Below are 13,621 nucleotides of genomic sequence, written 5' to 3'. Positions count from 1 at the left end.
GCGGTTTCCCCTTCTGGGGCCTTTCTTGCTGGCGTATGTGCTGCTTAGCCCTGACGCTGCTTGTGACGCGGGTCGGAAGAGCAGATAACCATCACTCGTCCGTGCCTGCGGATCACGCGGCAGTTCTTGCAGATCACTTTGACGCTCGGCTTGACTTTCACGAGTCCTACTTACGTGTAGTCGTCAGGTCAGCGGTAGCGGTAGACAATCCGCCCGCGCGACAGGTCGTACGGCGAGAGCTCCACCACGACCCGGTCCTCGGGGAGGATACGGATGTAGTTCTGGCGCATCTTGCCACTGATGTGGGCGAGTACCTTGTGGCCGTTGGTGAGTTCCACCCGGAACATAGCGTTCGGGAGGGACTCGACGACCTTGCCCTCAATCTCGATGGCACCGTCTTTTTTCGGCATGTCCTCCGCTACCGTGACAACTCGGTCTGGAAACCCCGCACCCATGACAGGTCGGAGCTACTGGCACACCGGCCCGAGGATTCGGGCGGCGTAGGAATGATGCGGCGCTTCGCCGGACACTTCCGGAGACCGGAGGTCATGGCGACCCACTAGGGGACGCACTGCACCACTGAGCGAGTCTACTCGCGTCCCAATACCGCCCACCAGGGGGTTAACCGTGACGGAGGGCACTAAGGCGAGAGCGGAGCGCCGCCCGGTCTCCCGGAAGCCCGGAAAGCCGGGCGGCGCTCATTGCTCGCTCAGGCTTTACTTCGAGTAGTACTCGACGATGAGCTGCTCGTCGCAGATCACGGGGATCTGCTTGCGCTCGGGCACCGAGAGGAAGCGGGCGATCAGGCCTTCGAGGTGGGACTCGATGTAAGCCGGAGTCGTCTCGCCCGCCCAGGCGCCGGCGGCGGCCAGCTGGAACGGCGTGGTCTCGCGGGACTTCTTGCGAACCTGCACGAAGTCGCCGGCCTTGAGCCGGTAGGACGCGATGTCGACCTTGCGGCCGTTCACGGTGAAGTGACCGTGGTTGACGAACTGGCGCGCCTGGTAGATGGTGCGGGCGAATCCAGCGCGGAGCACGAAGGCGTCCAGGCGGGACTCGAGCAGGCCGACCAGGACCTCACCGGTCTTGCCGGGCTTGCGCACGGCCTCGGCGTAGGCGTTGCGCAGCTGGCGCTCAGAGATGTTGTACTGCGCGCGCAGACGCTGCTTCTCGACGAGCTGGTTCTTGTAGTCCGATTCCTTCTTGCGGCCGCGGCCGTGCTGCCCCGGAGGGTAGGGACGGCGCTCCATGTACTTGGCGGCCTTCGGCGTCAGAGCGATGCCGAGGGATCGGGAAAGCTTGACTTTCGCCTTAGCTTGCAATGATCTCTCCAGTAATTCATGCGTCGCCTCGAAGAAGATACGAGGCATAATGCGCTCCTGACCAGCAGAAACGCGTGAGTGTAGCGCGCTCAGCTGTTCACCCGGGGTATCCCAGGGGCTGGCGCGCACACGGTGTTGCGGCGGACTCAATGATCACGGTCAGCTTGATAGATCAAGATGATCGTGATTCATCATCCAACGGATGATTTATTGAACCTCCAGCCAGGTTACTCGGCGTCTCTGCCGCCGCCCACGCGGGCCGCCGCGAGAGTGACCAGGCGCTCTACGAGCTCGCCGTACGAGATGCCGTAGGCGGCGAAGGCCTGCGGCACGCCGCTCATCGGCGTCATGCCCGGCATGGTGTTCACCTCGTTGAGATAGACCACACCGTCCTCGCCGAGGAAGCAGTCGACGCGGGCCAGGTCGCGGCAGTCGAGGAGCCGGAAGACCTTCCGGGCCAGCTCCTGGGCCTGCTCGGCGACGCCTTCGGGGTAGTCGGGGTGGAGGTTGAACGGCTCGGGGTTGTCGAGGTACTTGGCCTCGAAGTCGAACCAGCCGTCCTCGCCCTTGGCGAGGACTTCGAGCGGGAAGGTGATCTCGAGGTCGCCGTCGAGGGTCTCGACGACGCCCATCTCGATCTCGCGGGCGTTCTCGAAGGCCGCTTCGAAGACGACCTTGTCGTCGACCTCGCGGGCCTTCGCGACCGCTTCGATCAGTTCGGCGCCGGACTTGGCCTTGCTGATGCCGAGGCTCGAACCGGCGCGGGCGGGCTTGACGAAGATCGGCAGGCCGAGCTTGCCGATGACGGCTTCGGCGTCGAGTTCGTCGCCGGCCTTGAGGACGTCGAACGCGCCCTGGGGGACGCCTTCGGCCGCGAGGAGTCGCTTGCTGAACTCCTTGTCCATGCACAGCGAGCTCGACAGGACGCCGGAGCCGACATAGGGGGCGCCGGCCATTTCGAACAGGCCCTGGATGGTGCCGTCTTCGCCGAAGGGGCCGTGGAGGACCGGGAAGAGGACGTCGGCGATCGGCTGGGCTCCGGGGCCGAGGTCGACTGCGACGGCCTTGCCGGCTTCGGCGGTGACCTCGGGGAGGGCTTCGGGGGATTCGATCGCGAAGGCGACGTCGGGCGAGAGTTCGACCCACTCGCCGCTGCGGGTGATGCCGATCGTGGTGACGTCGAAACCCCGCTCGCGCAGCGCGTTGGCCACACCGGAGCCGGAGGCGCAGGAGACGGGCTGTTCCACGCTGCGCCCGCCGAAGAACACGGCGACGGTCGGTTTAGTCATTGTCGGACCTCAAACTGTCGGTTTCGGGTTTGGTCTCGCGTCCCATGAGTTCGGCGACCGCTGCTCTGGGGTCGAGTCCCTCGTGGCAGACCCGCACCACGGCGTCGCAGATCGGCATCTCCACGCCCACTTTATGGGCGAGGTCGGTGATGGAACGGCAGCTCTTGACGCCCTCGGCGGTCTGCTTGGTGACCCGGGCGGCCTCCTCGAGGGTCGCGCCCAGCCCCAGCTGCTCGCCGAAGGTGTGGTTGCGCGACAAGGGAGACGAGCAGGTGGCGACGAGGTCGCCGAGGCCGGCGAGGCCGGCGAAGGTGGTGGGGTCGGCGCCCAGGCGCATGCCCAGGCGGGTGGTCTCGGCGAGGCCGCGGGTGATGATCGTGGCCTTCGTGTTGTCGCCCATGCCCATGCCGGCGGCCATGCCGTAGGCGAGGGCGATGACGTTCTTGACCGCGCCGCCGAGTTCGCAGCCGACGACGTCGGTGTTCGTGTACGGGCGGAAGTAGGAGGTGGTGACGGCCTTCTGGACGTCGACGGCCCGGCCGTGGTCGATGCAGGCGACGACGGAGGCGGTGGGCTGCTCCTCGGCGATCTCGCGGGCGAGGTTCGGGCCCGAGAGGACCGCGATGTGCGCCTGGTGGAAGCCGGTGACCTCGGCGATGACCTCGGTCATGCGCTCGGTCGAGCCGAGTTCGATGCCCTTCATGAGGCTCAGCAGGGTCGCGGTGGGTTCCAGGTGCTCGGTCCAGGCGGCGAGGTTGCCGCGCAGGGTCTGGCTGGGGACCGACAGGACCACGAGGTCGGCGCCGCGCAGGGCCTCGGCCGCGTCGTTCGTGGCGTTGACGAGCGCGGGCAGCTCGATGTCCGGGAAGTAGTCCGGGTTGCGGTGGCTCGCGTTGATCGCCTCGGCGACCTCGGACCGCCTGGCCCACAACGTGACCGGCGTTCCGGCGTCGGCGAGGATCTTGGCGAACACGGTTCCCCAGGAACCGGCCCCCATGACGGCTGCTCTCACTCGGAAGACTCGCTTTCTTCGGGTCGTTGCTGCCGGGGGTCGTACAAGGGGGGTGCTTCCTCGCCGCGGATCTCGGCGAGGCCGCCGCGGAGGGACTCCATGATGCGGTCGGTGACGGCGGCGAGGTCCTCGCGGCTGGGATCCTTGCCCAGCCAAGGCGAGAGGTCCACGGGCGGGAGGGCCCGGACCGTGACGGGCTTGCGGCCGACCTTGAACTTGGGGTCGCGCTTGCGGTCGTGGATGCCGAGGGCGCCCCACTGCACGATCGGGATGACGGGCGCGCCGGACTCGAGGGCGAGGCGGGCGATGCCGGTCTTGCCGCGCATGGGCCAGCGGTTCGGTTCCTTGGTGACGGTGCCCTCGGGGGACATGATCACCACGTGGCCTTGGGCGAGTTCGCGTTCGAGGGTGCGCAGCGAGTCGGCGGCCTCGGCGCTGCCGCGCTTGACGGGGATCTGGCCGGTGCTGCGCACGAGCGGGCCGACCAGGGGGATGCGCAGGATCGACTCCTTGAGGAGGAACCTGGGGTGGCGGCCGGCGTTGTACACGTAGTGGACGACGAGCAGCGGGTCGATGTCGGAGTAGTGGTTCCAGACGAGGATCGCGGGGCCCTTGAGCGGGATGTGCTCCATGCCGGACCAGGAGCGCTTGCTGAGGCCGAGCATGCCGCCCTTGACGAGGTTGGCGTAGACGCGGACGTCCAGGCGGAGGGAGTCGCCGCCTCGGCGGCGGAAGGTGTACTGCGCCTCGGGCGTCGGCTCGGTCACCTGCGTCTCTCTTTCTCTCTGTATGCCGGGGCGGGCACCTCCGGCGCACGTGGACCGCGGATCGGCCCGGACGGTGCCGTTGTGTACGGGATCGTCGGTGCATTGCACTCTAACGCCCGCGCCGTGCCCTTCAGGCGACGGGAAGCAAAGCGTGGGGTTTGACTCCTCGTCGCGGGGTACGGCCTCGGCGACGCTTGCGAGCCGCACATTTGCGCAGCTACGGCGCGTGAACTCCCCCGTACGCGGCGCGCGGACCGTATGGCGCGGACCGAGGTCGGCGGTACCCGAGGGTTGCGGGGAACCCGCTATGATGTCATCATAGAGTCACAATGACATCTACGCAGCCGACCGGACGGGTCGGCTTGAATTTCGACTCGACTCGGAGTGAGTGACATGAACTGGCGTCTCTTCGGCTGGCTCGCCGCTTTGTTCGGCGGAGCGGTCCTCGCCGTGATCATCGTGGTGAACGTGATCCAATTCGTGCTCGGAGCGATCGGCGGCGTGCTCGCCTTCATCTTCAACTTCGCCGTCTTCATCGCCATCGTCGGCGGCGTCATCTGGCTCGGCCTCAAGGCCAAGAAGGCCCTCGGCGGGCGCAACAACCCCCAGATCCGGAAGTAGTTCCGATAAAAGAGGCGCAGCCGGAGGCAACGCCCCGGGCGGCCCCTCGCTTTCAGGGCTCGCATGGGCCAAGCTGAGACCATGCAGGGCACCGTCTCGAACTTCAACGAGGACACCTCCGGCGAGGTCGTCCTCGACAACGGCCGCCGCGTCGCCTTCGACGCGGCGGCCTTCGCCGTCTCCGGGCTGCGGTTTCTCCGCCTCGGCCAGCGGGTCTCGTTGGAAAGCGACGCGGAAGGGCGAATTGTCGCCGTTCGCATCCTCACCATGCACGGCTGACCTCCTCCGCACGAGTGGCACGATTCCCTCGATTGGGCGAGTCCCAGTACCGTAGAGCGCGTGAGTGTGGAACAGGACACTGTCGTGAACGGGGCGCCGCAGAGGCAGATCGCCGCCGCGGGCGGCCTGTTGTGGCGCAACGGCGAGCGCGGGCTGCTGGAAGTGGTCGCGGTGTGGCGCCCGCAGGTCGGGAACTGGTCGCTGCCGAAGGGCAAGCTCGACCCCGGCGAGCACCCGCTCACGGCGGCGTGCCGCGAGGTCGAGGAGGAGACCGGGATCCCGGTCATCCCGCAGCTGTGGCTGTGCCGGGCCTCGTATGTGCTGCCCAACCCCGCAGGCGACGTCCTGAAGTACGTCGACTACTGGTCGATGCGCACCGAGAAGCCCGAGGCGGCGTTCACCGCTGACGAGGAGATCGGCGAGCGGCGCTGGATCACCTTGGCCGAGGCGCGGGAGGTGTTGACGCGCCCGCGGGACCAGCAGGTGCTCAAGGCGTTCGGTTCGCTCCCGGCGGTGACCTCGACGGTCCTGCTCGTGGCTCCGGCGGAGGTCGAGCAGGACTGGGACGGGCCGGAAGTGACGCGGCCGCTGAGCCCGCGCGGGCAGGACCAGGCGGTGCGGTTGGCGGCGCTCGCGTCGCTGTACCAGCCGGATCGGGCCTACAGCGCCACGAGCCGGGCCGGCGTGCAGACGGTGGAGCCGATCGCGCACGCGGTGCGGTGCATGCTGAGCGGCGATGCGGCGTTCGACACCGAAGCCCACGAACGCAATCCCGAACGCTCCAGCGCGCGCGTCCGCGAGCTCGCGGGCGGCGGCGGTGCGACGATCGTCTGCGCAGAGCCGGAAGTCGTGAGCGACACGGTCGCGATCCTGGCGGACGAGGACGGCGTCGAGACCCCGGACGTGTCGACCAGGCCCGGTGAGGCCTGGGTGCTGTCCTTGTCGGGCCAGAAGCTCGTGGGTGTGGAGCGACTGTAGGGATCCCGCTCGCGGAGGCGCTTCGCGGGCAGGGCAAGAGCAGTTGAGCGCCGTGTCTCGGGCCCGGCCTCGGCGAAGCCTGCGAGCCGTCAATTGGCACTGTCGAAACCCTGACATGGGGGGTACGGCAGGTCCGGGTCAGCGGTGGCGGTCGTCACCGCTGCGCTGCTTACCGCATTCCCGCCCCCTGGACCGCTCACGTGCGTCCTGCGAGCGGGTCGCGGTACCGTTGGCCGCCCCACCGCTCTGCGTGCGTCTCAGCGCGCCTACAAGGAGGAATGCCGCCGTGCCGGACAGCGCCCCAACCGCCCTGCAGAACTGGGCCGGGAACATCCGCTTCTCCCCCAGCCGCTTCGAGGCGCCCGCCACGCTCGATGAGGCCCGTGCGGTCGTGGCCGCCGCGCCGCGCCTGCGCGTACTCGGCTCGGGGCACTCGTTCAACACGATCGCCGCCTCCGACGCGACCATGGTCTCCCTCGCCGGCATCGAGCCCGAGGTGAACATCAACGCCCTCACCGGCACCGTCCGGGCGTCCGGGTGGATCACTTACGCCGCCTTGAGTGCCGCCGTCCACCGGGCCGGGTTCGCCTTGCACAACATGGCCTCGCTGCCGCACATCTCCATTGCCGGGTCGATCGCCACGGGCACGCACGGCTCGGGGAACGGCAACGGGAACCTCGCCACCGCCGTGGCCGCGATCGAGTTCATCGGCCCCGACGGCGAACTGCGCACCGTCGCACGCGGCGACGAGGACTTCCCCGGCTCCGTGGTCCACCTGGGGGCCTTGGGGGTCGTGCACGCCGTGACCCTCGACCTCCTGCCGGGGTTCGAGATGCGCCAGTACGTCTACGACGGCCTCGCCTTCGACCAGGCCGTCGTGCACTTCGACGAGCTCACCTCCGCCGCCTACAGCACCAGCCTGTTCACCGCGTGGGGCGCGGAACCGCAGTTCCAGTACTGGGTCAAGCAGCGCACCGCCGACCAGACCCACCCGTTCCCGAAGGCGAACTGGTACGGCGCACCGCTGGCCGACGGGCCGCGCCACCCCGTCCCGGGCGTCGACCCCACCGCGTGCACCGAGCAGCAGGGCCAGACCGGTCCTTGGCACGAACGCCTGCCGCACTTCAAACCCGAGTTCACGCCCAGCTCAGGCGACGAACTGCAGTCGGAGTTCCTGATCGACCGCGCCGACGCGCCCGCGGCCCTGGAGGCCATGGCCGGACTCGGCGACAAGCTCGGCTCGGTCGTGCAGATCTGCGAGCTCCGCACGATGAAGGGCGACGACCTGTGGCTCTCACCCGCATTCGGGCGCGACACAGTGGGCCTGCATTTCACTTGGGTGAGCGATTTCGCGGCAGTCGAGCCGGTGATGTCCGCGATTGAGGGGGCACTGGAACCGTTCTCACCGCGGCCGCATTGGGGCAAATTGTTTTCGATACCAATCGATGACGTCCGCTCGCGTTATCCGCGAATGGGGGACTTCGAGAAACTTCGCGAACGCGTCGATCCAGAGGGGAAGTTCACCAATGACTTCTCCGCCGCAGTCACGGGCGGTACCGCACGCTAGTGGACGGTGCCGCGCGACGCGGCCGTCCCGGAAAAGCCGGGTAAAGCAACGAGGGCATTCAGGTGGATCCTGAATGCCCTCTTCCCCGTGCGAGTACGGACGGGGCCTCACCGTGCCCCGAACCGGTTCGGGGCCGCGGCATCAGCCGCGTCCGCGCTTCATGGTCTTCTTCGCGGTCTTCTTGGCCGCGGGCTTCGCCGCGGTCTTGCGCACCGCCTTCTTCGCGGTCGAGGCCTTCTTGGCCGTGGACTTCTTCGCCGCGGTCTTCTTGGCGCCCACGCGGCTCGTGGCCGTCGAACGGGTCGCCGTGGAGGCCGCCCGCGTGGTCTTCTTGGCGGCCGTCTTCTTGGTCGCCTTCTTGGCGGCGGCCTTCTTGGCCGGTGCCGCCTTCTTCGCGGTGGCCGACTTGGCCGCCTTGCGCTTGCCGGTCACGAGCTCCTTGAAGCCGGTGCCCGGACGGAACGCGGGGACGACGGTCTTCTTGACCTTCACCGCTTCCCCGGTGCGCGGGTTGCGCGCCATGCGAGCAGCGCGCTGGCGCTTCTCGAAGACGCCGAATCCGGCGAAGGAGACTTTCTCCCCTTTCACCACCGCGCGCTGTATCTCGTCGATCGCGACATCCACCACTTCTTTCGCGGCGGTGCGGTCGCCAGTCCGTGCTGCGATCCGATCGACGAACTCTGCCTTGTTCACGAGTCCTACCCTCCCGATAGTCCTTGAAGCCATACCAGCTTGTTAAGCGCACGTTATGACGTTTCGAAAGCGAACGCAACTGTTTCCGCGAAAATCGACCCGTTGTGTCGCAAGGAATTTTTATTCCGGTGCCCGAAATCGACGCTCGCAACCCCGTTGGGAGGGACCCGAACACGCCTGGAGCCGGTGGCGACGCCACCGGCTCCGTACGTAGGGCCTAACTGAATCGGGTTGTGGACACTAGACCCGAGCGGGGAGAGTCCTAGGCCGCCAAGCGTCCCGGTTCGACTCGAAAGCCGCGATCTTGTCCTCGTCGCGCAGCGTCAGCGCCACGTCGTCGAGGCCCTCCATCATGCGCCAGCGCAGGAACTCGTCGAACTCGAAGCCCCAGGTGCGGTCCCCCGCACGGACTTCGCACTTCTCGAGGTCGACGGTGACCTCCGCGTCCGGGTTCACTTCGGCGAGCCGCCACAGCTCTTCGACGGCCGCCTCGGGCAGCTCCACAGTCAACAGACCGTTCTTGAGCGAGTTGCCGCGGAAGATGTCGCCGAAGCGCGGAGCGATGACGGCCTTGAACCCGTAGTCCTTCAGGGCCCAGACCGCGTGCTCGCGAGAGGAACCGGTGCCGAACTCGGTGCCGGTGACCAGGATCGTGGCCTGCTTGTACTCGTCCTGGTTGAGCAGGAACTTCTCGTCCTCGCGCCACTCGGCGAACAGGCCGTCCTCGAAGCCGGTCTTGGTGACCCGCTTGAGGTACACGGCCGGGATGATCTGGTCGGTGTCGACGTTCGAGCGCCGCAGCGGCGCCACGTGACCGGTGTGGGTCGTGAACTTGTCCATGGTTTCCCTGCCCTTCCTACAGATCCGCCGGGCTGGCGAGGTGGCCGGTGACGGCCGTGGCGGCCGCGACGGCCGGGCTCACCAGGTGCGTGCGTCCGCCCTTGCCTTGGCGGCCCTCGAAGTTGCGGTTCGAGGTGGAGGCGGCGCGCTGGCCGGGCGTCAGCTGGTCCGGGTTCATGCCCAGGCACATCGAACAGCCCGCGAAGCGCCAGTCGGCGCCGGCGTCGATGAAGACCTTGTCGAGGCCTTCGGCGATCGCCTGCTCGCGGACCTTCGCGGAGCCGGGCACGACCATCATGTTGACGCTCTCGGCGACCTTGCGGCCCTTGATGACCTCGGCGGCGGTGCGCAGGTCTTCGATGCGGCCGTTGGTGCACGAGCCGAGGAAGACGACGTCGACGTCGATGTCGCGCATCGGCGTGCCGGCTTTCAGGCCCATGTACTCCAGGGCCCCAGCGGCGGTGGTGCGCGCGATCGGGTCCTCGAAGTCCTCGGGGGCGGGGACGCTCCCGGACAGCTCGACGCCCTGCCCGGGGTTGGTGCCCCAGGTGACGAACGGGCTCAACGAGGCCGCGTCGATGACGATCTCCTTGTCGAAGACGGCGCCCTCGTCGGTGGTGAGGCTCTGCCAGTACTCGACGGCCGCGTCCCAGTCCTCGCCCTGGGGCGCATGCGCGCGGCCCTTGACGTAGGCGGCGGTCTTCTCGTCGGGCGCGATCATGCCGGCCTTGGCGCCCCACTCGATCGACATGTTGCACACCGTCATGCGGCCTTCCATCGAGAGCTCCTCGATGGCCTGGCCGCGGTACTCGACGATGTGGCCCTTGCCGCCGCCGGTGCCGGTGATGGAGATGATCTTGAGGATCAGGTCCTTGGCGGACACGCCTTCGGGCAGCGACCCGTTGACGGTGACGGCCATGTACTTCGGCTTCGCCTGCGGCAGGGTCTGCGTGGCGAGCACGTGCTCGACCTCGCTGGTGCCGATGCCGAACGCGATCGAGCCGAACGCGCCGTGCGTGGAGGTGTGGGAGTCGCCGCACACGACGGTCATGCCCGGCTGGGTGAGTCCCAGCTGGGGTCCCACGACGTGGACCACGCCTTGGTTCTCGTCACCGAGCGAGTGGATCCGGACGCCGAATTCCTCGCAGTTGGCGCGGAGCGTCTCGATCTGCTTGCGGCTGGTCGGGTCCGCGATGGTGAAGAGGTTGTCGGTGGGCGTGTTGTGGTCTTCGGTCGCGATCGTGAGATCGGTCCGGCGGACCTTGCGCCCTGCCACCCGGAGGCCGTCGAAGGCCTGGGGGCTGGTCACCTCATGGAGAAGGTGCAGGTCGATGTAGAGCAGGTCGGGTTGTTGGCCGCCCGTGCGTACCACGTGGGCGTCCCAGACCTTTTGTGCGAGGGTGCGCGGCCGCGTCTCCTCGGGTTCGTGTGGTGTACGTGACATCTCTGTTCCCAGTCGTTGGACTTCTCGAAATATGGGAGGTAATGTTCAGCTCGTGAGAACGAATACTATCAGCGGAGTCGGCGTCCTTGACAAGGCGGTGCTCATCCTCACGGCTTGCACCAACGGCGCCAGCCTGGCTGAGCTCGTGCACGAGACGGGTTTGCCCAGGGCCACGGCCCACCGGCTCGCGCAGGCACTTGAGGCCCACGAGATGCTGCAACGCGACCATGAAGGCCGCTGGCGCCCCGGACCGAAGCTCGGCGAGCTCGCCGGTTCCACGGCCGACGTCCTGTTGAGCGCCGCCGAGCCGGTGCTCAACCTCCTGCGCGACCAGACGGGCGAATCGACCCAGCTGTACCGCAGGCGGGCAGACGAACGCGTCTGCGTGGCCGCCGCCGAACGCGCCTCCGGGCTGCGGGACACCGTGCCGGTCGGCGCGGGCCTCCCGATGACCGCCGGTTCGGGCGCGCAGGTGCTGCTGGCTTGGGAGCCCCCGGAGGGGATCCTGCCGCTGCTGCCGAAGTGCCGCTTCTCGTCCAAGACCCTCGCCGAAGTACGCCGCCGCGGCTTCGCGCAGTCGGTCGCCGAACGCGAACCCGGTGTGGTCAGCGTCTCAGCTCCGGTGCGTGACAAGACCGGCCGCGTCGTCGCCGCGATCTCGGTGTCCGGTCCCATAGAGCGTCTCGGACGGCGCCCCGGCGACCGCCTCGGCATGGCCGTGATCCGCGCCGGGCAGAAGCTCTCCGGCCTCTGACCCCCATTTTCCGTGCTCGTGGCGGCCCGGCGGACTCGTTCCGCCGGGCCGTTCCTCGTCCGCGGCGCAACCGAACCGGTCATTCGCCTCGTCTGAGGAGCATGCGATACAACCCCATCCGCACTGCCGCACCCCTGGCCTGCGTCGCCCTCGCGCTCACCGCCTGCACCGGTGAGGAACCCGAGCCGACGCCGCTCGAGATCGGCTTGGAGGCCACCGAAGAGGACGAGGCGCGCCTGATCGCCGCCCTCGCCGAGGCCGAAGACGTCAATTACGAGATCACCGCCATCTTCGGCCGCCTCGCGCGCCAGTGCATGGAGGAGAAGGGCTTCACCGTCCACGACGAGACGGTCTGGTACCAGCCGGAGCCGCTCGAAGACGACGAGCAACAGCTCCAGTTCGACGCGCCCACCGAGCAGATCCCCACCGCCGAGGAGGCTTCCGAGAACGGCTTCATGGCCTGGGCCCAGACCTACGACGGCAGCGAACTCGCCCCGCCCGACCCGACCGACGAGCTGATGGAACCGTACTGGGAGCTGCTCGACGGGCCCTACTACGAACTCTCCTCCGAGGACCGGAGGGCCTGGGACGTCGCCTATTACGGCGCCGAGGTCATCGCCTGGCAGGAGGGCCCCGACGACAAGCCCCTGACACAGCCCGAACCCGGCGGCTGCGACGGCGAGGTCCACCGGGCGATCTACGGCGAACCGGTCCAGTGGAGCGCCCCCGAGGACCCGGAGTTCGTGAGCTGGCTCTGGGGCGAGGAGAACCCGCTGTACGTCGGCTGGGACCACGCCGAGCAGCTGCGGACCTGGCGCGACCTGACCCGCGAAGAGGAGCGGGCGTTCCTGACCTGCCTCGACGAAGGCGGCAACACCGGCTGGGACCTGAACGACGAGGGCTACGTCGACACGTTCTTCTACCTGCACGCCCACTACCCGCAGGACCCGGCCAACGCCGGCATCGAGTTCGACCCGCTGCCCGACTGGCAGCTCGCGCTCATGCCCGAGGTGCCGGCCGACGCGCCGTACGACTACGACACCGCGTTCGCGATCGAGGTCGAGCTGGCCGAGGACTTCGCGGCGTGCGCCGACGAGACCGGCTACCGCGAAGCGGGCCAGACGCAATGGCGTGCGCTCCACATCGGACGCATGCTCGAGCACGAGGCGGAGGTCTTCGCCTGGCAGGAGACGATGAACGGCTACCTGGAGACCGCTCAGGAGCTGTTGGAGGCCTGACCGCCCGCGAATCGGGCCGCCGTCACGTCCACTGCTCGGCCGCAATGGCGGCCAGATCCTCGTCGCGAGCGCGCTTCTCGACTTCGAGCACCGGGGAATCGGGCGCGTGGGCCTCCAGGTAGGCGATGGCGACGAGATCGTCCTGGTAACGCCCGAACACGGTCTGGAGCCGCTCGGCCTCGGCGGCGATCGACTCGGCGACCGCGCCGAGCGCCGAGGCGGCCTCGGCGGTGTAGCGAGTGCGCTTGGCGGCCTTGCGGGCCGCATGGCGTGCCGCGTCCGGATCGGGGGCGGAGGCGATCGCGAACAGGGCCGAGGCCAGATCGTCGCGCGCGGCCTCGACGTCGTCGATCAGCTCTTTCGCCGCGGGCCGGACCGCCTCCTTCGAGAAGTGCGGGTGCCGTGCCATCCGGTCGGCGGCCTCCATGAGTTTCGCGAAGCGCTTGCGCGCGAAGGCCCTCGCGAGCCGCCGGTACGCGCGTCGCTCCTCGCCCAGGAGGGCCTGGAACCACTCGGGTTCGTCGCCGCCGAGCCGCTCGGCGAACCGCATCCGCAGCACTTCGAGATCCCGGACCTCCCCGAGCTCGGCCGCGAGCCAGCGCAGTCGCTTGCGGGAGAGCGGCACTTTCGCGTAGAGGTGCGAGTAGGTGGTGAGCAGGGACCGAAGCCGCCGGGTCGCGACCCGCATCTTGTGCACGGCGTCCTCTTCACCCCGCAAAGCGGGCTTCCGCGTCTTCCGCAAGGTCTTCACCTGTTTGGCCAGATAAGAATGCACCCCGGCCCCGGCACTGACGGCGGTCATCGGCACCTCCCGAAG

General features: G+C 68.2%; 16 protein-coding genes. 6 read left to right on the top strand and 10 right to left on the bottom strand.

Annotation, left to right across the window (positions count from 1 at the left end; genetic code table 11):
- Nucleotides 1-44 precede the first annotated feature (44 nt).
- From rpmJ to ACFO8M_RS01725, 6 genes are all read right to left on the bottom strand, one after another.
- Nucleotides 45-161, bottom strand: a complete 117-nt coding sequence (rpmJ, locus tag ACFO8M_RS01750) for a 50S ribosomal protein L36 (RefSeq protein ID WP_081913453.1) — start codon at nt 159-161, stop codon at nt 45-47.
- A gap of 27 nt (nt 162-188) precedes the next feature.
- Nucleotides 189-410 (bottom strand): translation initiation factor IF-1, encoded by a 222-nt coding sequence (gene infA / locus ACFO8M_RS01745; protein ID WP_026929479.1) that lies wholly within the window; start codon nt 408-410, stop codon nt 189-191.
- A 306-nt stretch (nt 411-716) separates the two neighbouring features.
- Entirely contained in the window at nt 717-1,322 is a 606-nt protein-coding gene (gene rpsD, locus ACFO8M_RS01740; RefSeq protein WP_255671644.1) for a 30S ribosomal protein S4, read from the bottom strand.
- 227 nt (nt 1,323-1,549) lie between these two features.
- Complete coding sequence (locus tag ACFO8M_RS01735) at nt 1,550-2,611, bottom strand: D-alanine--D-alanine ligase family protein (RefSeq protein ID WP_387969666.1); 1,062 nt, start codon at nt 2,609-2,611, stop codon at nt 1,550-1,552.
- Nucleotides 2,604-3,608: an NAD(P)H-dependent glycerol-3-phosphate dehydrogenase gene (locus ACFO8M_RS01730; protein WP_387971151.1), complete on the bottom strand. Its 1,005-nt coding sequence runs from the start codon at nt 3,606-3,608 to the stop codon at nt 2,604-2,606. Before ACFO8M_RS01730 ends, ACFO8M_RS01735 begins: the two co-directional genes overlap by 8 nt.
- A gap of 11 nt (nt 3,609-3,619) precedes the next feature.
- The gene (locus ACFO8M_RS01725) at nt 3,620-4,390 is read right to left on the bottom strand and encodes a lysophospholipid acyltransferase family protein (protein ID WP_387969664.1); all 771 of its coding nucleotides are present in this window, start codon (nt 4,388-4,390) and stop codon (nt 3,620-3,622) included.
- A 393-nt stretch (nt 4,391-4,783) separates the two neighbouring features.
- Here ACFO8M_RS01725 and ACFO8M_RS01720 point away from each other — a divergent pair, with 393 nt between their 5' ends.
- From ACFO8M_RS01720 to ACFO8M_RS01705, 4 genes are all read left to right on the top strand, one after another.
- On the top strand, nt 4,784-5,011 hold the full coding sequence (locus ACFO8M_RS01720) for a hypothetical protein (RefSeq protein WP_387969661.1): 228 nt from the start codon (nt 4,784-4,786) through the stop codon (nt 5,009-5,011).
- Nucleotides 5,012-5,074: 63 nt separating this feature from the next.
- On the top strand, nt 5,075-5,290 hold the full coding sequence (locus ACFO8M_RS01715) for a cold-shock protein (protein WP_387969658.1): 216 nt from the start codon (nt 5,075-5,077) through the stop codon (nt 5,288-5,290).
- A gap of 60 nt (nt 5,291-5,350) precedes the next feature.
- Nucleotides 5,351-6,268 carry an NUDIX domain-containing protein gene (locus tag ACFO8M_RS01710; protein WP_387969655.1) on the top strand — a complete coding sequence of 306 codons (918 nt, stop codon included), beginning with the start codon at nt 5,351-5,353 and terminating at the stop codon, nt 6,266-6,268.
- Nucleotides 6,269-6,554: 286 nt separating this feature from the next.
- Nucleotides 6,555-7,835 (top strand): D-arabinono-1,4-lactone oxidase, encoded by a 1,281-nt coding sequence (locus tag ACFO8M_RS01705; RefSeq protein ID WP_387969652.1) that lies wholly within the window; start codon nt 6,555-6,557, stop codon nt 7,833-7,835.
- Nucleotides 7,836-7,976: 141 nt separating this feature from the next.
- Here the strand turns inward: ACFO8M_RS01705 and ACFO8M_RS01700 are convergent, their stop codons facing one another.
- From ACFO8M_RS01700 to leuC, 3 genes are all read right to left on the bottom strand, one after another.
- The gene (locus tag ACFO8M_RS01700; RefSeq protein ID WP_387969649.1) at nt 7,977-8,528 is read right to left on the bottom strand and encodes an HU family DNA-binding protein; all 552 of its coding nucleotides are present in this window, start codon (nt 8,526-8,528) and stop codon (nt 7,977-7,979) included.
- 240 nt (nt 8,529-8,768) lie between these two features.
- Nucleotides 8,769-9,368 (bottom strand): 3-isopropylmalate dehydratase small subunit, encoded by a 600-nt coding sequence (gene leuD, locus ACFO8M_RS01695; protein WP_387969647.1) that lies wholly within the window; start codon nt 9,366-9,368, stop codon nt 8,769-8,771.
- Between the two features lie 16 nt (nt 9,369-9,384).
- Nucleotides 9,385-10,812, bottom strand: coding sequence for a 3-isopropylmalate dehydratase large subunit (gene leuC / locus ACFO8M_RS01690; RefSeq protein WP_387969644.1), 1,428 nt, complete (start codon nt 10,810-10,812; stop codon nt 9,385-9,387).
- A gap of 67 nt (nt 10,813-10,879) precedes the next feature.
- On the opposite strand from leuC, the gene ACFO8M_RS01685 reads away from it, so the two are divergent.
- On the top strand, nt 10,880-11,566 hold the full coding sequence (locus tag ACFO8M_RS01685; RefSeq protein WP_344469158.1) for an IclR family transcriptional regulator: 687 nt from the start codon (nt 10,880-10,882) through the stop codon (nt 11,564-11,566).
- A 101-nt stretch (nt 11,567-11,667) separates the two neighbouring features.
- On the top strand, nt 11,668-12,804 hold the full coding sequence (locus tag ACFO8M_RS01680; RefSeq protein WP_387969642.1) for a hypothetical protein: 1,137 nt from the start codon (nt 11,668-11,670) through the stop codon (nt 12,802-12,804).
- A gap of 22 nt (nt 12,805-12,826) precedes the next feature.
- Here ACFO8M_RS01680 and ACFO8M_RS01675 read toward each other — a convergent pair whose 3' ends face one another.
- Entirely contained in the window at nt 12,827-13,606 is a 780-nt protein-coding gene (locus ACFO8M_RS01675; RefSeq protein ID WP_387969640.1) for a CHAD domain-containing protein, read from the bottom strand.
- Nucleotides 13,607-13,621 lie beyond the last annotated feature (15 nt).

The sequence above is a fragment of the Glycomyces rhizosphaerae genome, assembly GCF_042647865.1.
Classification (GTDB): domain Bacteria; phylum Actinomycetota; class Actinomycetes; order Mycobacteriales; family Micromonosporaceae; genus Glycomyces; species Glycomyces rhizosphaerae.
The sequence above is the reverse complement of the archived record's forward strand: the minus strand, read 5'-3'. Positions and strand labels throughout refer to the sequence as shown.